Here is an 18621-nt window from a genome sequence, read left to right as displayed (position 1 = left end):
CATTACAAAAATAGTTAGTTTTGCCAAACTATTTAGTTAAAATAATAAAACAAAATTTGTGCCAAACTATTCAATATGAGTAAGAACCTTACCACACGATCCGAAGATTATTCAAAATGGTATAACGAGCTAGTTGTAAAAGCTGATTTAGCTGAAAATTCGGGGGTTAGAGGCTGTATGGTGATAAAACCCTACGGTTATGCAATTTGGGAAAAAATGCAAGCAGAATTAGATCGAATGTTTAAAGAAACAGGACATCAGAATGCTTATTTTCCTTTGTTTGTTCCTAAAAGTATGTTTGAGGCAGAGGAGAAGAATGCAGAAGGATTTGCTAAAGAATGTGCTGTAGTTACTCATTATCGATTGAAAAATGATCCTGATAGACCAGGGAAATTAATGGTGGATCCTAATGCGAAATTAGAGGAAGAGTTGATTGTGCGTCCAACATCTGAAGCTATTATTTGGTCAACTTATAAAGGTTGGGTGCAATCTTATAGAGACTTACCATTGTTAATTAATCAATGGGCAAATGTTGTGCGTTGGGAAATGCGTACCCGTTTGTTTTTAAGAACCGCTGAGTTCTTGTGGCAAGAAGGGCATACGGCTCATGCAACACGACAAGAAGCTATTGAGGAGTCAGAGAAAATGATGAATGTATATGCTGATTTTGCGCAAAACTTCATGGCTATTCCGGTTGTAAAAGGATTGAAGACAGAGTCGGAGCGTTTTGCTGGTGCCGAAGAAACCTACTGTATTGAAGCTTTAATGCAAGACGGAAAAGCATTGCAGGCAGGAACTTCACATTTCTTAGGTCAAAACTTTGCAGAAGCTTTTGATGTGAAATTTGCGAATGCTGAAGGGAAGCAAGAATATGTGTGGGGGACCTCTTGGGGAGTGTCAACACGATTGATGGGGGCTTTAGTGATGACGCACTCAGATGACCAAGGTTTGGTGTTGCCTCCTAATTTAGCACCTATACAGGTTGTAATTGTTCCTATATATAAGTCAGATGAACAACTAGCGGCAATAGCTGATGCAGTAGCTGTTTTGATGGCTGATTTAAGGAAGTTAGGGGTTACGCTTAAATTTGATGATAGAACCACTCAAAAGCCAGGTTTTAAATTTGCAGAATGGGAATTAAAAGGGGTTCCTGTGCGAATAGCTGTAGGTCCGAAAGATTTAGAGAACGGTACATTTGAGGTGGCTCGACGAGATACTTTGACCAAAGAGACGAAATCAAAAGAAGGAATTGCAGAATATATAAAAACCTTGTTAGAACAAATTCAAAAGGATTTATTTGATAAAGCTTTTGAGTATAGAAATTCTCATATTACGGAAGTGAATGATTTTGAAGAATTTAAACAAGTTTTAGAAGGTAAAGGAGGCTTTATTTCGGCACATTGGGACGGTTCGGCAGAGACGGAAGAGAAGATAAAAGATTTGACAAAAGCAACGATTAGATGTGTTCCTTTGGATGCGAAAGAGGAGCTGGGAACCTGTGTGTTTACTGGGAATCAGTCAACTAAGAGAGTGCTGTTTGCAAAGGCATATTAAATTTTAAATTTTTTTTGCATTTGCTATTGCGTAACAGAAAAAGAGTTGTATCTTTGCATCCGCAATACAGAAGCACGGTCCGTTCGTCTATCGGTTAGGACGCCAGGTTTTCATCCTGGTAAGGGGGGTTCGATTCCCCCACGGACTACAAAATACTGTTAAAATAAAAGATTTCCTTTTTTCTTGGAAATTATGGTCCGTTCGTCTATCGGTTAGGACGCCAGGTTTTCATCCTGGTAAGGGGGGTTCGATTCCCCCACGGACTACAAATTAATCTTTAAGTTACTATTTGAGATTGATGACTAACTAGGTGATAATGGTCCGTTCGTCTAGGGGTTAGGACGCCAAGATTTCGTCTTGGTAACAGGGGTTCGATTCCCTTACGGACTACAATGAAAAAATAATAAAAGATAAAAAATATAATAAAATGGCAAATCACAAGTCAGCATTAAAAAGAATTAGAAGCAACGAAAAGAAAAGAGTGTTAAATAGATATCAGCACAAAACTACTCGTAATGCAATCAAAGCATTAAGAATAGCTACTGATAAAGCAGATGCTAGTTCTAAGTTGTCAAACGTTATTTCTATGATTGATAAATTAGCTAAGAAGAATATTATTCATGATAATAAAGCTTCAAACTTAAAATCTAAGTTGACTAAATTTGTTGCAAAATTGTAATAATTGCCTTTTTATATCTTATATATAAAGCCTCTTTTTTAAAAGGGGCTTTTTTTGTTTTTCTTATTGTTAAAAAATAGGTGAGGGATCAAGGATCAATCCTAAAACTGGATCAGGAGCAAAACTTGGGGAGGATTTAATAAAAATATAGATATTTGCTAAAAATAAATTAGTGTAGGTACATTTGGTGTCCACGAATTGGAAAATCTTGGATCAAGTTCAAAAGTTGGGGATTAGGCAAAAAGATTGGATAATCTAAACAGGAAGAAATCAATTTTTCGAACTCCTCTAAATTGACTTCTAAAGGATCAAGTTCAAAAGTTGGGATCAATCCTAAAATTAGCGGATCAATCCTAAAATCTGTAGAGAGACAATTAGCCTTCCCTTCCTGTTGAGTTTTTTTAAAGCTTGGCGGTTAAATATTCAAGCATGGAGATGGATATTGGTTTTGGTAAAAAATCAATTACCATTGGGTATTTTTTAGTTTTTTCTAAATCCTCAGGGTCAATTGTAGAGGAGAGAACGATTATCTTGGTTTGATTGAAATCTTGGTATTCCTTTGTGCTAAAGTAGTCTAGGAACTCCCAGCCGCCCATTATAGGCATATTTAGGTCTAGGAAGATTAGTTTAGGGAGTATTAGGTCTTCGGATTTGTTTTCTTTTAAATTTTTGAAGTAGTTTAGGGCTTCTTCGCCGTTATGCGCCGTGTCAGTTTCTTTTGAAAATCCTGTTTTAGAAATCACTTTTTTGCATAACATTAGTGTTATTGGGTCGTCATCAATACACAATATTTTATCTAACATTTTATTTGTTTTTGAAAGTTAAAGTGAAAGTAGTTCCTTTGTCAACTTCGCTGTCTACTTTTATAGTTCCTTCCATGGCGTCAATTTGAGATTTTACCAGGTAGAGTCCTAGTCCTTTGCTGTCAGGGTAATCATGAAAACGTTGGTAAAGGCCAAAAATTTTATCTTTATTTCGGGTTAAATCAATGCCGATTCCGTTGTCTTTGAATTTCAAAGTAACATGATTGTTGTTTAATTCGGTTGAAATGGAAATTTTTAGATTTCTTTTTTCTGATTTGTATTTCAGTGAGTTGGATAGTAGGTTGAGTAATATGCTTTCGATATAGGATTTATTAGCTATTACGGTGGGTGCTTTTTCAAAGCTAATTTTTAGTATAGGTCTATGCAAGTCAAATTGAAAAGATAACTGATTGAAAACATTTTCAAAAACCTCTCTAAGTGAGATTGGTTCTTTGAGGGTAGATGTGTTGTCTTTGATTATCATGACTTTGGTTAAGTCATTGATGGTTTCATTTAATAAATGTGTTGACTTGTTGAAGCCATATAAGATTTCCTTAAGTTCAATGTCTTCTATAGTGATGTCTTCAATTAATGCTAATAGTCCTGTTAGATTTGATATTGGGGCTCTTAGGTTGTGTGATGTAATGTATGAAAATTGCTTAAGATCTTTGTTGTTTCTTGTTAGTTCAAGGATTAATTGTTCTCTTTCTTTTTCTTGTCTCTTTTCTTCGGTTATGTCTCTTTGTATGGATATCCAGTGTGATAGCTCTTGGTCAGAATTGTAAATTGGTATCATTGAAAAGTGGAGCCAGAATTCTTCTCCATTTTTTTTGCGGCAAATCATTTCAATGACGCATTCTTCACGGTTTTTGATAGCTTTTATGAGTTTTTTTATGAGTTTTATTTCAGTATTTGATCCTCGTAAAAAATCAGGAGATTTGTGAAGTATTTCTTCTTCGTTATAGCCTGTCATGGTAGTAAAAGCAGGATTGGCGTATACTATTTTTGGTAATTTATTTTTGTTAAAATGAGCCTCGGTGATGATTATTGAGTCTTTGGTTTGAAGAATTACTGTTTCAAGTAATTTTAGTCTGAGTTCTTCTTCTTTTCTTTTTGTGATGTCTTGTATGGCTCCGATCATACGGATTGCTTTTCCGTTTTCGTCTTTTAAAAGAAAACCTCTGTCAAGAACATATTTATAGGTATTGTCTGCGCATTTAAAGCGGTATTCGTCTTGCCAATTTTCTATTTTTTGTTCTATAAAAGAATACAGTTTAATAGACATTTTGATACTGTCTTCTGGGTGTATGTTTTGAAACCACCAGCTTGAACTTTCGCCTACCTCATCTAGGTTGTATCCGAAAATACCTTTAATCCCCTTGTTCCATTGTAGTTTGTCTTCGGCAATGTTCCAATCCCAAATGGTGTCACTGGTAGCTTTGGCTACAATATCGTATTTGTCATTGGACTCTTTTATTTCATTATTAGTCTTTTTTAGTTTTTCAAAAATGGCTTTGCTTTTGTTTTCATTTTCGGTCAATATATATCTAAATATTAATCCTGTGAATGTTACCAATAAGAGGTCTTTGGAGAAATTGAAAATAGGGTAATTTTCGTTTAGTATATACTTTAAGGAAAGTTTGTGAAAAACAATAACTGCAAACATTGCAATCAGTAGATATACTATGGTTATTTGGTTTATTTTGCTTTTCATTACCCAAATGTAGTTAAATATTGTTAATTATAAAATTTCTGATTAATTAATTTAAAAGTTTGTTTAGAAGAATTTTTAATGGTATTTCAAGTTGTCAAAAAGGTAAACTATTGACGAAATGTTTTTTATATCGAAATAAAGTGTACCTTTGCACCCATTAAAAATTACAGATGGAATCAATTAGAAATATTGCAATTATTGCTCACGTCGATCACGGTAAAACTACTTTGGTTGATAAAATTATGTATCACTGTCAGTTATTTCGTGATAACGAAAACACAGGAGATTTAATTCTTGATAACAATGATTTAGAGCGTGAAAGAGGTATCACAATTACTTCAAAGAACGTTTCTGTTCAATACAAAGGAACAAAAATCAACATTATTGACACTCCTGGTCACGCCGATTTTGGTGGAGAAGTAGAGCGTGTATTGAATATGGCTGATGGAGTATGTCTTCTTGTTGATGCTTTTGAAGGCCCAATGCCGCAAACACGTTTTGTACTTCAAAAAGCAATTGACTTAGGATTGAAACCATGTGTAGTTATCAATAAAGTAGATAAAGAAAACTGTACTCCTGAAGAAGTTCATGAAAAAGTTTTTGACTTAATGTTTGAATTAGGTGCTCAAGAATGGCAATTGGATTTTCCAACTGTTTATGGGTCAGCTAAGAATAACTGGATGTCAGATGATTGGAAAAATCAAACAGAAAATATAGAGCCACTTTTGGATATGGTTATTGCAAATGTACCTGCACCAAAAGTATCTGAGGGTACTCCTCAAATGTTAATTACTTCATTAGATTTCTCATCATTTACAGGACGTATCGCTATTGGTCGTTTAGAAAGAGGAGTTTTGAAAGAAGGAATGCCAATTTCTTTGGTAAAAAGAGATGGTAAAGTAATCAAATCAAGAATTAAAGAATTGCATACTTTTGAAGGTTTAGGTCGTAAAAAAGTAGAGCAAGTTGTTGCAGGTGATATCTGTGCAATTGTTGGTGTTGAAGGATTTGAAATTGGTGATACTATTGCTGATTACGAAAACCCAGAAGCTTTACAGACTATTGCAATTGATGAGCCTACAATGAGTATGTTGTTCACAATTAATGACTCTCCTTTCTTTGGAAAAGAAGGTAAATTTGTAACCTCTAGACATATTAGAGAAAGATTGACGAAAGAGTTAGAGAAAAACTTAGCAATGAAATTGGGTGAAACTGATTCAGCTGATAAGTTTATGGTTTTTGGTCGTGGTGTATTACACTTGTCTGTACTTATCGAAACAATGCGAAGAGAAGGGTATGAATTACAAATTGGACAACCTCAAGTAATTATCAAAGAAGTTGATGGTGTGAAATGTGAGCCAGTTGAGGAATTAACTATCGATTTACCAGAAAATCTTTCAGGTAGAGCTGTAGAATTCGTATCTATCCGTAAAGGTGAAATGCTTTCTATGGAAGGTAAAGGTGAGCGAATGATTGTGAAATTTAATATCCCATCTCGTGGAATTATTGGATTGCGTAATCAATTGTTGACTGCTACTGCTGGTGAAGCAATTATGTCACACCGTTTTATTGGTTACGAACCTTACAAAGGTGAAATTCCAGGAAGAAATAATGGATCGTTAATTTCTATGGAAAACGGAAAAGCAATTCCTTACTCTATTGATAAACTACAAGATCGTGGAAAATTCTTTGTTGATCCAAATGAAGATATCTACGAAGGTCAAGTAATTGGTGAGAACACTCGTAGCGATGATATGACTGTAAACGTTACTAAAACTAAGAAATTATCTAACGTACGTTCGTCAGGAGCTGATGATAAAGCAAAAATTATTCCAGCTATCAAATTCTCTTTAGAGGAAGCATTAGAGTACATTCAAAAAGATGAATATGTTGAGGTAACACCAAAGTCTATTCGTTTAAGAAAAATTTATTTATCTGAAACAGACAGAAAAAGATATAAATTTTAATCTTTTATAAATATTTAAAAAAGCCATTCTATTTTTTTAGAATGGCTTTTTTTGTGCTTTTATTTAGGGAAATAGGTTCCTTTTTTAATGATGTCAACTAGACAATTCTTTAAATACAATTGAAACTTGTTGTTACCTTTTTAAAGTAAAATGCCCCTTAGCTTCACGTCCATCTTCAAGTTTAATGCTAAACCAATAATCGTCAGCAGGAAGTTGGTTGTTGTTGTATGTGCCATCCCAGCCTTGATCTAGTGGGTTAATTTGTTTGAGTAGTTTACCGTATCGATCAAATATGTAAACAATTGTTTTCGAATTAAAACTAGAATTAACTCCTTTGATATTCCAGAAATCATTGTGTCCATCTCCGTTAGGGGTGAAAAATTTAGGGATTCCAATTACTGAAATGACTTTATTCACAGTTCCACATCCGTTGATGTCTCGAATGTATACAGTGTGTATTCCTGATGTTACATCATTGAAAAGGTTGGAAGTTTGGAATGAATTATTAGGGTCATCAATGCTGTATTCATAATCTCCTAAACCTGTAGCATTAATGGTAACAGAATTACTATCTGCTAAATCATTTATTTCTATTGAGCTGATTGTAGCAATATCTGATGGAGTTACTAACATACTGCGAGTCCTGCTGCAACCCGTTGTTTTGGTTGTGACTTCGACTGTGTAAACTCCTTCTGAATTGACGTCTAGTGTAGGTGTTTGATTTGATAAAGCGATATTGTCTTTATACCATTTGTAAGTATAGTTTGAAGTTGATGAGCCATCTTTAATGCCCGCATTCAATTGTACATAAAAAGTTGGCAGATTAGAACAAATTAACTCATCTTCGTTTCCGTCAATGTTAATGTTGATTTTAGGAAGCGGGTGAACAATGAACGGAATTGTTATAACTGCTGTACAATTTGGATTTATAGGATTTTCGACTTTTACTGTTATATTTTGTGAACTCGTAATAAATGGATTTGGTAAAGGACTTGGTAATGCATTTCCATTTTGATCATAATATTTTACGATCATTCCTGTTTGTGAACCTAGTAGGGTTGATTCAAAAGTGGAGCTGTCAAAGCCAAATTTACCGTCTTGAAGCAAAGGGTCAGTTTCGTCGTCACAAGAAATTGTTAATGAGTTTGGTATAGGAAATACTTGTGGTAATTTGTCAACGATAAACTCAATTGTGGTCTCTTCAGAACATTTTAGCGTAGAGTTATTGGTGACAACTGCCTTAATTGTTTGTGATTGTGTAGAAAATGAATTTGGAAAAGGACTTGTAATCAAGTTTCCATTTGAATCTCTCAATGGATTGTTTGAACTATCAAAATAGGAAACTGTTTTATTAACTTGTCCATTGAGTAGTGTAGATTCTAAGGTTGTAGTGTTAAAAATAAATATACCGTCTTGATTGTCGTCACATTGTCTGGGGATAATGACTGGATTGGCAAATGGATTTTTTTCAACATTTAAGGTTACGTAAGGGCCTAAACCAAAGCAAGCGTTATCAGTATCGCTATCTACTCTTGTCCAAATTTGTTGTGTGTCAGGGTAGCCAATATTTCTATAATTATTTGTGTTGGCAATAGGGTCGATTTCGGCTAAGGCGTCATTTTGATTTTTGTAAAAACGTACAGTGTAATTTCCAACTGGTAATAGTGATTTGATATCTGTTTCAGCACTACTAAAATCAAATGTCGCAATCCCATCTCTTTTGTTGTTGTTAGCGTTGTTATTGCCATTGGTGTCAAGAAAGTCATCGCAGTTTTGAAAAGTTCTGTTGAAAGTTAAAGGGATTTGAGTTGCGATAACTTTTAGAGTGATTTGTGAAATTTTGAAGCAATTATTTGAATTAGTTACACGTGCCCATACATTCATTGTGCTTGGAGTTGTGTTTGTGAAACTTAATGGGTTTGCTATCAATTCAGCAGAATTAGCGGTACTTGCACCCAATTGGGAAGTGTAATATGTAAAGGTTTCGTTGGTAGCATTGGCTGAAATGTCATTGTTTTTTACCGTAAGATTAAATGCTGTAAAACCGTCTAGATCATCGTCACATTGTACTATGGTAATGTTATTGGTACTAGGTAAAGTATAAACAGTCAAACTTGTTTCGGCAGACATTAACCCGCAACTATTGCCGTTTTTATTAATGAATACTCGGTATTTGTAACCATTCATATTATTTGCAACAGTCGAAATGCTTAAACTATTGGTAGTTGTTCCGTTATAAGTTGTATTGTTAGTTAGTGTAGTCCATGTAGTCCCATTGGTTGAAATTTCCCATTGGTAACTGTCTCCGTTATCAGTGATGCTTATCTGAGCGGGTTCTAGTTCACATGTAGCTGGTGCAAGAGGTTGATTTGTAATAAGTATTGGAGCGGCTATTGTATAATTGTTGTTAGGGATGGTATAGCCTACAGCGCTAGTAACTTGTCCTTTTGAATTAATTGAGATCGGGCCGTTTCCAAGTATACCATCACTGTTTGGGTCAAGATAACCTGCTTCAATTACATCAAAACAGAGGTCCTTATCGCTGTCGAGTTCTCTGTAATTTTTTATTCCATCATTATCAATGTCTGGATTGGTGGCGTTAGTTCCTGATTCATTTATATCATTGATGCCATCGTTATCACTATCCCAATCTAGGTAATCAGGAACGCCATCATTATCAGTATCAATTGGTGTTAAGCCATTGCCAAAAGCGTTGTCTATGCCGTCTTTATTAGTGTCTGCATTGGTCAATGCTAAAGGTGTGTTAGCTTGAGCTTCAATTCGGTCTGGGATTCCATCGTTATCACTGTCTTCGTCAATTTGGTCTGGGATTCCATCGCCATCGGTATCTTTAGGTACGCAAATAGCAAAAAGTTTAAATGAGGATTTATTGCTATTAGTTTCTGATAAATTTTTATGAGTGATGCTGAATGTATTGGTTAGATAAGATGAAAATTTAAAATCACCGGTTCCAGCTGCTAGGGGAGTGGTGCTATTGAGTCTGAAGCGGATTTCAAATGATGAATATTCTGTTACACCACTTTCGTATATGCCGTCATAATTGGTGTCAATTAAAAGTTGGTTTGATGGGTTGGTTACGGTTATAGTTTTGTTGATATCTGAGTTTACTATGTATTCTGCATCGGCATTTATCAAATCAGCACTGTTTCCCGTTTCAATATATTCCATACCAATAGTTATGGGTTGGTTAAAAGTTAGGGTGCGTGTCATGAAACTATTTAGACCAGTAGGGATTTCAGTGGTAAAACTACCGTCAGAATTTCCTAAATAGGGTGTTGGCGATGTGGCAATAGAAGTGGTTGTGTTTCCTGTGAATGAATTGGAATAGGATCCTACAGCAACTACACCACTGTTGCTAGATAAGTTTAGGTTTTGATTTCCGTAGGATTCGGTACAATTTGAGATACCATCATTGTCGTTGTCAAGGTCTTTATTATCATTGATGTTGTCTCCATCGTGATCTGATGGACATTCACTCACTGGTATCTTGTCAGAAAGTAAGGGCGCAGTACTGGGACAACCTGAGATGCTTCCTTGTACATTGTAATAACCAGGAGAAGTAGGGGTGTAAATATTGCTGATTGCTCCGATGATTGGGTTGCCATTAAAAAACCATTGAAAGGCATCGTATGACGAAACAGTACTGGTTTGTAAGACAATATTTGGAATGCAGGAAGAGTTTGTTGTTGATATTTTATTAGAAACCACTTCAGGTTTGGTGTCAAAACCAGAGTAGTATCCTCCATAAGTGGCAGCATTATTTGTTCCAAAGTAAGAAACATAAACTTGTTTGGTTGATATTACAGTGATATTACCAGAAAGTCCATTTACGGTATACCTTTCAAAGCCTGGGTTACCTGTAACGGGTACTGGGCTAGAGCTAATTGTATTGTTGTTGATAGTGACTGTTGCTCCAGTTTCTGTGACAATATTGAGTCCTCCTGTGTAAGTTACGGTTCCAATGGATTGTATTAAAGGGATATTGTTAACTGTTCTTGGAGTCGTACAATTTATTGGCGGTACAAAAAATAAATTTTGATTGGCAGCACTATTTGTTCCTCCGATGCTCTGGTATGCAAAAACGGGCTCGGTAGTCGTGATGTATAAATTTCCGTTATTAAAATAACTTCCATTGATGTCAGCATATTGTCCTGCATTTATTGTCTTGAAAGGAGTGCTACTTCCGTTGATGTAAATGGAGGTATTGTCTTTGTGTGCAATTAAAAGGACTCTTTCTAATTCATTTGTTCCTAGTCCTTTAACGAAAATGTATTCTTTACCTGTTTTTTCAAATGAAACAATTTGGTCAAAACCCACATCTCTTCCTGAAGAGGTACTATTATTTCCTGCAAATGAACCTGAGTTAACAACTACTGGCTTATCGGTTTGAACTAATCCACCTATTAAGTTAGAACTATTAGAGGTAGTGTTTGTGTAGTTTTCTAACGCTATGACGTAACTTTCATTTTTATTTAAATTAACCACAATGGGACCGCTAACTACGGTTCCGTCTGTAAGAATGGCCCCAGCAGGAATGTTGGAAATAGTAACTTTGGTATTGTTTTCAGTAGCCAGAATAGATGAGAAATTTAGTACCGAGCTGTCATAAACGGGATTAAACATAGCTCCTAATCTAAATGTTGTTCCTAGTGCGCTATTTCCTTTGGAGACTAATCCTCCTGCGTGGTTAAAAGCAGTGTTGTTATTGTTTAAGGCTGAATTGATTCTCATACTTACATATACTAAGTCATCGGCTTCTATAATAAAACCTTTGTTTGAGATTTTTCCAATGACAGTCTTAGGGGTCATTAATTGTGTGTTAGCTCCTGATCCTATAGTGTAGATGTAAGGAGTACTGCTACTCACAAAGCCATTTATTGTAGAGCCTCCTATTTCAATAATTTTGAAATTGACATTGGTAGTACTTGGAGTAGATATGTAAAAATAGTGGTCGTAAGCTAAATTATTGTTACAACTTATAGGTGGTATGTAATGCGTTTTACTAAATTGTGCAAAAGCACTAATTGATAATAGTATTAGTAATACTAGTGGTATTTTTTTCATATGATAAAATTAATAATAATTTTTTTTCTATATGATAAAAAAAACCACTATTAATTGAGATATTAGTTATGAAAAAAAAATAATCTTTTGTAAATAATCTTTTTAGTGTTAAAATTAGTGTGTTATGTTAATTCTGTAAAAAAAAAAGGAAACAATAAAACATAATACCATAGAGAGCTAGTTGTTTTTATATAATTGAATTTTTGTAAGTACCTCTTAAGGTTGGTACTTGAGTTTCGATTTAGATGACAAGTAGTAGTTCTGATGTTTCTTTTAATTTATTAGCAGTCAAAGGTTTTGCTATATAATTTTTTACAATTTTATAATTTCTTGCCCTTTCGATATCGGCTGGATCTATTGATGAGGAAACAATAAAAACTGCAATTTCTTTAATAAATGGAATTTGAATGAATTCATTTAGAAATTGCCATCCATCTATGATAGGCATATTTAAATCTAAAAATATAATATCAGGTAAGTTTAATGCATCGTTGAAGTTCTCTTTTAGCCTGTCTAATGCTATTTGTGGGTTGCTAAAAGGGATTGCTTCTTTGCAGAAATTATTTTTATTGATAATGATACTTGTTAGCTTTAAAGTTAATTTATCATCGTCAATGATGTAGGTGATTTTATTTTTCATGAAAGTATCATTTAAGTGTTGTCCCAATTCCTTCTTTGCTTGTAATTTCAATTTTTCGATTCATCATCCCATTCAATCGGGTTTTAACGAATATCGTATTCAAACTCCTATCTTAGCTAATTTAATGGCTTTGCTATCATGTTTAAGCTTGTTTTTTTAAAATCCATTCATAGTTATAATTAATCCTAATAATACTATAAATTTAAAACTAATTACTGTAACTGTATGAAATAAATTGTTAATAATTTATTTGATTATTAATTTATTAACTTTTGTCAGTCTCTACTAAATGTTAGTTGTAAGTATTTATATAAAAATACAGATTTATAGTAAGTAAAAATACTTATGTTTAAATTTATTTTCACAAGAATACGTTGTAAAAAGGTTTAAAAGCAAATTTTATCGATGAAAGTCTTTTTTTTAATAAATATGGATGTTTTTTGAAAGATTTAACTGCAATATGGTAGATGTTTAGATAGTAATGCTTTTTGCAAATTAATTACGCTTTAATTTAATTAATGTAAATTTGTATCAAATACCCAATGACCATGAGCGACTCTTCTGTATTATTTAAAAAACCTACTTATCCAATTAACGACGCATTATCTGGTTATTTAGAACGCTTTGATCGTATTTCTAGCGTTTCTATTTGTTATGACGACTTATTGCGTTTTTCAGGATCGATTAGTGTGTTTGATAAAAACGATCAAGATACATTATGGGTAAGAGTGTATTACAGTGAATTTGAAAGAAAAGAAATTGATTTAAATTTAAAAAAAATCTATACGCTATTGCATTCTGATGGTAATTTGGAAATCACCAAGTTTTTGAATATTGACGCTATTGATTATTGTACGTTTGGGAATTCGAAGCCTTTTCGAATCAAAGTACGAAACATACTCAACGATAATTATGTGCATTTTTATATCAAGAAAGCAGATGCCTCTCGTATTTATGGGTTAGAATTGGAAGATATACTATCACCTGATAAAATAAATTTTTTGGTTTATAACGATACCTTGATTGAGGAACATATTATTGGTATTCCGGGAGATGTTTTTATGGAAACCATATTGAAAAACTGTACCGAAACCGAAAAATCTCAAATTGCCAAAGAGTTTGTGAAATTCAATGAACGTTGTATGATTCGGTTATTAGGAGATATGCGTGCTTATAATTATGTGGTGTTGCCTATTCACGATTTTGATCAAGTTGTCTATAAAATTAGACCAATCGATTTTGATCAGCAATGTTATGAAGGAAATTTTAAAATTTACCGACCACAGTTTTTTAAAGAAAACAATCCCATGGTACAATTGGTAAAAACCAAATTACAAGATTCTTCCATCGAACAATATAAAAATGAAGAACGAGCCGCTCTGGCCAAAAGATTACACTCTGCCAACAAACGAATAAATAGATTGTTGCAAATTATGAGTAAAGATGTCATTGCACCTGATGAGCATATCAAAAGGTTGAAATTAGAATTGTACCGATATACGAATGATTTGAATTTCAAAAATGCCGCCTCAATGGGAAAAGTGTTAGAAGCAGCTTTTGAATTTGTTTCCAGAAATTATAAAAATGCTAATGTTTTTAAAACTGGTTTTTGATTTTTATTTACAATCAATGAAAAAATATTGTAAACTCTTTTTGGTGTTTTTTGTTTTAGCTTGTCAGCAAAAGGCAAGTGATTTGACCGAATTGTTTTCATTTCCAAAATCACTAAAAGAAGTTTCAGGTATTGTAACAATACAAAATTCGGAACTAATAGGATGCCTAGAGGATAGCGGTAACAAAAGTAAGGTCTATTTTTTAGATTTAACTGGGGAAATTCAACATTCTATTAAAGTAAAAGGTCTCGAAAATAAAGACTGGGAAGATATTGCCAAAGACCCACAAGGAAATTTATACATTGGAGATTTTGGTAATAATGATAATATCCGTCAAGATTTAGCCATTTATAAACTAGACAAAACTGCGCTTACAAAGTCGGAAATTCATCCATCTGCCATTATCGAATTTGCTTATCCAGAGCAAAAAGATTTCCCACCTAAAAAGAAGAATCGACACTTTGATGTGGAAGGTTATGTAGTGTTTCAAAATAATTTTTATTTATTCACCAAAAACCGTTCTTCTAATTTTGACGGAACTGCTTTTATTTACAAAGTTCCCAATGTTTCAGGAAAACATCAAGCGAAGAAAATTGGGGAGTTCAAAACAGGTCCAGATTATCAAAATTATGCCATTACCAGTGTGGCGTTAAGTCCTGACCAAAAGAAATTGGCTATTTTAACCCATAGCAAAATTATATTATTAGAAAATTTTAAGGGAGATGACTTCCTTTCTGGAAAAAGAACCGAAATAGATTTGCATCATTTCTCGCAAAAAGAAGCCATTTGCTTTAAGGATAATTTCAGTTTATACATTGCCGATGAAAAAGTTAAAAATACTGGCGGCAAACTCTATGAGTTTAAAATCCAAACCCCAACCCAAAACTAATTCGACCTTCTTCCTCCTTGCTTTTAAAGTATGTCAATCGTGCCGTTAGGGTATTAATTTCATTGAGCCATAATCCTCCACCAACAGCTTGATGCCATTTGGAACTGTTTTCTCCATCTAGCCAAACGCGACCATAGTCAAAACCACCTAAGATTCCGTAGGTCATTGGAACAATACTTTCTTTTATTTGTCCAATATTAAATCGCAAATCACTACTTTGAAAAAAGGAACTTTTCCCTAAAAAGCGCTCGTTCCTGAACCCTCTCAAACTGGTGTCACCTCCTAAAACAGCCGCTTGGTAAAATTCATAATTATTGTTCAAAATGGCTTTGGCTTTCAACAAAGAGGCGAGTACCCATTTGCCTTGAGCGTCTATTTTATGATTGAAATTTAGCTTGGATTCAATCGAAGGGAAGTTTTTTCGACTCTCGTTTAGATTTGTTGTCCAACTCCCAATGAGTGAAAATCCCATCCCGATTGTAGGTAAGGAAGGGTTGTCATAATTTTCAAAATGATAGCCAATAGTTAAACCTGCAAATTGTTGGTTTTCAAAAACTTTTTGATTGACAATAGCAGGTGTATTGATGTAACGGCCTGTGGTTTCTTCCACTTCAATATTCTCAAATGTAGGTTGAAATATCAATCGACTGCCATTGATTCCTGCTTTTTCAAACTGTGGTACAATTTTTACAATACTAATTTTAACGCGATTAAAATTCATCCCCTTCTGCTCATCTGTATTGACGGTTTGATTACCATACCCAAAAAAGTTAATGGCGAAATTTGGACTGGTAAAACGCGTTTCAAGGTTAAAGTCCCATTTGTCATTTATTTTTGGAGCCTTAAAGTGGTATGAAAACTCAAAACCAGTAGTAGCAAAATAATAATTGGCTTTTAAAATGTGCTTGCTAGAAAACGGATTTTGTTTGAAATTGTTTACGGTATAATTGGCAATAATCCCCAATTTCACTCCATCATCTGGATTAAAACCAAGGGTGGGTAAACCAGAAAAAGCATTGTATTTAGGCAACGTATAATTATAGCTATTGGCGGTGTAATCATCCGTGAGTTGTTTTTTGGTTTTAGAATCTAACGAGAAAGTATTTTTTTTGGATTCAAAATCAATAATTCGGATGTTTTTTCCTTTTTCAACCCTATAACTGTCGTGATTTTGACCACCCAACAAAATGATTTTGATACTCGTTTTAGCGTTTCCTTTTACTTCAAAAACATCATCATCATCTAAACCATAAATCCATAAATGGTTGGTTTTTTTTCCAGAAATTAGTTTAGAATAAGTCCATTCAACGCCCTCTTTTTTTATTCGATTGACGGTAACTTGTATTTGATTACCTGATTTTTTTTCAATTAGAAACTGGTCTTTTTTATGGGTACCCACAATCAAAACTCTTTTTTCTAGGGTCTTGGAATACTCCTTGGCATACTGAACGAGTTTCTTTTTTCGAGCAATCAATTTGTGTTGAATCGAAATAATGGTTTCGTCTTGTACTTCTTTAGGTAAGGACAAAAAAGCCTCTTGAATTGCTCTGTCCGACAAATGTTCTTGGATAAATTGCGCTTGTGCTACCCAATTGGCTTCGGTAGCAGTTTTTAAAACGGCCAAGTCTAAAGGATAAGGTTCTCTATTAAACCATTTAACGTTTTTTATATCATTTTTGAAAGATTGCATATGACGCAAATCGGGAATATTCATGAGTAGAGACAACAATGCACCATCGTATTTTGAAAAAGCTTGGTCGCGATCTCTCGGTATGGGCTTGTAAATAATTTTACCGCCTTGATGATGCTCGCCCCAGCGCCATTGATCGTGATGGCGATCCCAATCTCCCAATAACATATCGAACAATCGGGCTTTGATGTAAGAGTTTTCATCGATACTGTATTTTTCATCTTTATGAATTTTTTCTAAAACCTCCTCAGTGCTAATTATATCCTGGGGTTTGTCAAAACTCACTAAATCTTTTTGTCCTTCTGAAACATGTTCTTCAATAAAATACAATTCGTCACCAAAATTGGCATTGAATTCCATTAGTCCGTTTTGCTTGGGTACGTAGAATAATTTAGGATTAGCATAACTCACGCCAATTTGCTTTGCTAAATGCCCGATGGCCAAAGGGGTATAAGGATGAGCGCTGGTGTAAAAATCCAGCAAAAAATCTTCGGCATAGGTTTTCTCGAAAGCCGTTTCTACAAATTGGTCTTTAAAAGCTACAGATTGCAGGAATCGGGAAGCACTTTTCTTCAAGGCTCGCATAGCATACTCTTTTCCGTTCTTGTTTACTAATCGCAATGATTTGGATTGATGGCCACCGCCCGCTCTTTTTGGAGATAAACCACCATATAAACTGTCTATAATGACCGTTTTGGTTTGGATAGGCATGCTGTAATAGGATCGGTAATGTTTACCGAAAATAAAATTATAAATGCCTGATTTTTGGGTGCGTTCTGATGAATATACAGAAGCGTCTATTGTTTGAGTAAATTGGGTTGGAAACTTAGCAATATAGTTTGGTTTAGGATGTAAAACGGTTTGTTCAAAAAGCAGTTTGTTTTCATTATAAAAGGATACCGCTGTTTTGCCATTTTCGTAGATGTTAAGGACAGCAAAACCTTTTTGACCATATGAAAAATCCTTTGGAAACACAGCCTTTGCAGCTTCTTCTTTGGATCCTGCGCCACTGATGATTTGCTTGATGTTGTTGTGTTCTATGTATTGCAAATTATGGTCGTGACCTGAAACCACTACAATATTATCTTGTCCTTGAATCAAGGTTTTGATTCGGTTAACGAGTTTTGAATACTGTTTGTTTTGAATGTCTTGTGGACTCGCACCAGATGTTTTTCGAATAAGATTAGCCAGCGAACCTAAAACCGGTAATGGTATTTTTTGTTCTAATGGGAAAAGTTGTTTTTTCCATGAAAATTGACCGCCATGACTACCGTTTGTCATTAAAGGATGATGGATGGCAATTACAATCGTTTTGTCTTTGTTTTTGTTTAAAAGACTTTCAAGTTCGTCAAAAAAAGCTTGACGCGTTTTGATGTCGCAATCTTCATTTATTGTTGGCGTTTTGTCCCAATCTTCCAAGAACCATTGACTGTCTATAGTTACTAAAAGCAGCTTATCATTGATATTTGTGTCGTCAATGGCACATCCTTTTCTTGGAGAAAAAGCTTTTTTGTAGTTGAGATATTCTTGAACCAAATCTTCTTGCTTTTTCAACCCTTTTATGCCGCTGTACCAATCGTGGTTTCCTGGAATGAAAATCGTTTGTCCTTTGAAGTTTTTGGTAATTTCTAATTGGTTTAGTAGTTTTTCCTTTGCGGCTTGGTATTTAGGATTTGATTTTTTATCAGGAATTCCTTTTGGGTAGACATTGTCTCCCAGAAATAATAAGGTCGAATTTTTATCAGCTGTTTTAAGTTTTTCGCTTAAAGCAACTAAAATAGATTTTGTTTTTTCCTCGGTGGTATTTCCTGCATCTCCAATTAAATAAAAAGTATGTGCAATTTTAGAGCTGTCTTTATCGTTTATGAGGTTCGAATCATTTACTTTAGTGCCGTACTGTGCATTTTTTGTAGCACAAGCCACTAAAAGAACGGATATAAAAACAAGAATCAACCGTTTTTCCAAAAACAATTTCATATTTTAGTAG

Annotated in this window: 10 protein-coding genes and 3 tRNA genes; 8 read left to right on the top strand and 5 right to left on the bottom strand. The window is 34.2% G+C overall.

The window, feature by feature from the left end; genetic code table 11:
- Positions 1–75: 75 nt before the first annotated feature.
- The 5 genes from proS (at position 76) to rpsT (ending at position 2233) form a co-directional block, all read left to right on the top strand.
- Positions 76–1554 carry a proline--tRNA ligase gene (gene proS, locus ACNH59_RS00255; protein ID WP_418263463.1) on the top strand — a complete coding sequence of 493 codons (1479 nt, stop codon included), beginning with the start codon at positions 76–78 and terminating at the stop codon, positions 1552–1554.
- Between the two features lie 76 nt (positions 1555–1630).
- Positions 1631–1702 (top strand) — tRNA-Glu (locus tag ACNH59_RS00250).
- Positions 1703–1748: 46 nt separating this feature from the next.
- A tRNA-Glu gene (locus tag ACNH59_RS00245) sits at positions 1749–1820 on the top strand.
- A 52-nt stretch (positions 1821–1872) separates the two neighbouring features.
- Positions 1873–1944: transfer RNA gene (locus ACNH59_RS00240), tRNA-Glu, on the top strand.
- 37 nt (positions 1945–1981) lie between these two features.
- On the top strand, positions 1982–2233 hold the full coding sequence (gene rpsT / locus ACNH59_RS00235; RefSeq protein ID WP_418263462.1) for a 30S ribosomal protein S20: 252 nt from the start codon (positions 1982–1984) through the stop codon (positions 2231–2233).
- Positions 2234–2634: 401 nt separating this feature from the next.
- On the opposite strand, the gene ACNH59_RS00230 is transcribed toward rpsT, so the two are convergent.
- Positions 2635–3036 (bottom strand): response regulator, encoded by a 402-nt coding sequence (locus ACNH59_RS00230; protein WP_418263461.1) that lies wholly within the window; start codon positions 3034–3036, stop codon positions 2635–2637.
- Position 3037: 1 nt separating this feature from the next.
- Positions 3038–4750 (bottom strand): PAS domain-containing sensor histidine kinase, encoded by a 1713-nt coding sequence (locus ACNH59_RS00225; protein ID WP_418263460.1) that lies wholly within the window; start codon positions 4748–4750, stop codon positions 3038–3040.
- Between the two features lie 170 nt (positions 4751–4920).
- Here ACNH59_RS00225 and typA point away from each other — a divergent pair, with 170 nt between their 5' ends.
- On the top strand, positions 4921–6717 hold the full coding sequence (gene typA / locus ACNH59_RS00220; protein ID WP_418263459.1) for a translational GTPase TypA: 1797 nt from the start codon (positions 4921–4923) through the stop codon (positions 6715–6717).
- A gap of 132 nt (positions 6718–6849) precedes the next feature.
- Here the strand turns inward: typA and ACNH59_RS00215 are convergent, their stop codons facing one another.
- On the bottom strand, positions 6850–11802 hold the full coding sequence (locus tag ACNH59_RS00215; protein ID WP_418263458.1) for a T9SS type B sorting domain-containing protein: 4953 nt from the start codon (positions 11800–11802) through the stop codon (positions 6850–6852).
- A gap of 241 nt (positions 11803–12043) precedes the next feature.
- Positions 12044–12493, bottom strand: coding sequence for a response regulator (locus tag ACNH59_RS00210; RefSeq protein WP_418263457.1), 450 nt, complete (start codon positions 12491–12493; stop codon positions 12044–12046).
- A 497-nt stretch (positions 12494–12990) separates the two neighbouring features.
- On the opposite strand from ACNH59_RS00210, the gene ACNH59_RS00205 reads away from it, so the two are divergent.
- Both ACNH59_RS00205 and ACNH59_RS00200 read left to right on the top strand, forming a co-directional pair.
- The gene (locus ACNH59_RS00205) at positions 12991–14055 is read left to right on the top strand and encodes a hypothetical protein (RefSeq protein ID WP_418263456.1); all 1065 of its coding nucleotides are present in this window, start codon (positions 12991–12993) and stop codon (positions 14053–14055) included.
- Between the two features lie 16 nt (positions 14056–14071).
- Complete coding sequence (locus ACNH59_RS00200) at positions 14072–14944, top strand: hypothetical protein (RefSeq protein ID WP_418263455.1); 873 nt, start codon at positions 14072–14074, stop codon at positions 14942–14944.
- Here ACNH59_RS00200 and ACNH59_RS00195 read toward each other — a convergent pair.
- Entirely contained in the window at positions 14916–18611 is a 3696-nt protein-coding gene (locus ACNH59_RS00195; RefSeq protein ID WP_418263454.1) for a metallophosphoesterase, read from the bottom strand. The two genes, ACNH59_RS00200 and ACNH59_RS00195, sit on opposite strands and share 29 nt — an antisense overlap.
- Positions 18612–18621 lie beyond the last annotated feature (10 nt).

Source organism: Flavobacterium faecale (assembly GCF_048320115.1).
GTDB lineage: Bacteria > Bacteroidota > Bacteroidia > Flavobacteriales > Flavobacteriaceae > Flavobacterium > Flavobacterium faecale_A.
Note: the sequence above shows the minus strand (reverse complement) of the source record. Positions and strands in the feature narration are given on the sequence as shown.

What these genes read in the sequence shown, in the direction of transcription:
- proS (WP_418263463.1), top strand. Translation starts at nt 76, where the DNA reads ATGAGTAAGAACCTTACCACACGATCCGAAGATTATTCAAAATGGTAT.
- rpsT (WP_418263462.1), top strand. Translation starts at nt 1,982, where the DNA reads ATGGCAAATCACAAGTCAGCATTAAAAAGAATTAGAAGCAACGAAAAG.
- ACNH59_RS00230 (WP_418263461.1), bottom strand. Translation starts at nt 3,036, where the DNA reads ATGTTAGATAAAATATTGTGTATTGATGACGACCCAATAACACTAATG.
- ACNH59_RS00225 (WP_418263460.1), bottom strand. Translation starts at nt 4,750, where the DNA reads ATGAAAAGCAAAATAAACCAAATAACCATAGTATATCTACTGATTGCA.
- typA (WP_418263459.1), top strand. Translation starts at nt 4,921, where the DNA reads ATGGAATCAATTAGAAATATTGCAATTATTGCTCACGTCGATCACGGT.
- ACNH59_RS00215 (WP_418263458.1), bottom strand. Translation starts at nt 11,802, where the DNA reads ATGAAAAAAATACCACTAGTATTACTAATACTATTATCAATTAGTGCT.
- ACNH59_RS00205 (WP_418263456.1), top strand. Translation starts at nt 12,991, where the DNA reads ATGAGCGACTCTTCTGTATTATTTAAAAAACCTACTTATCCAATTAAC.
- ACNH59_RS00200 (WP_418263455.1), top strand. Translation starts at nt 14,072, where the DNA reads ATGAAAAAATATTGTAAACTCTTTTTGGTGTTTTTTGTTTTAGCTTGT.
- ACNH59_RS00195 (WP_418263454.1), bottom strand. Translation starts at nt 18,611, where the DNA reads ATGAAATTGTTTTTGGAAAAACGGTTGATTCTTGTTTTTATATCCGTT.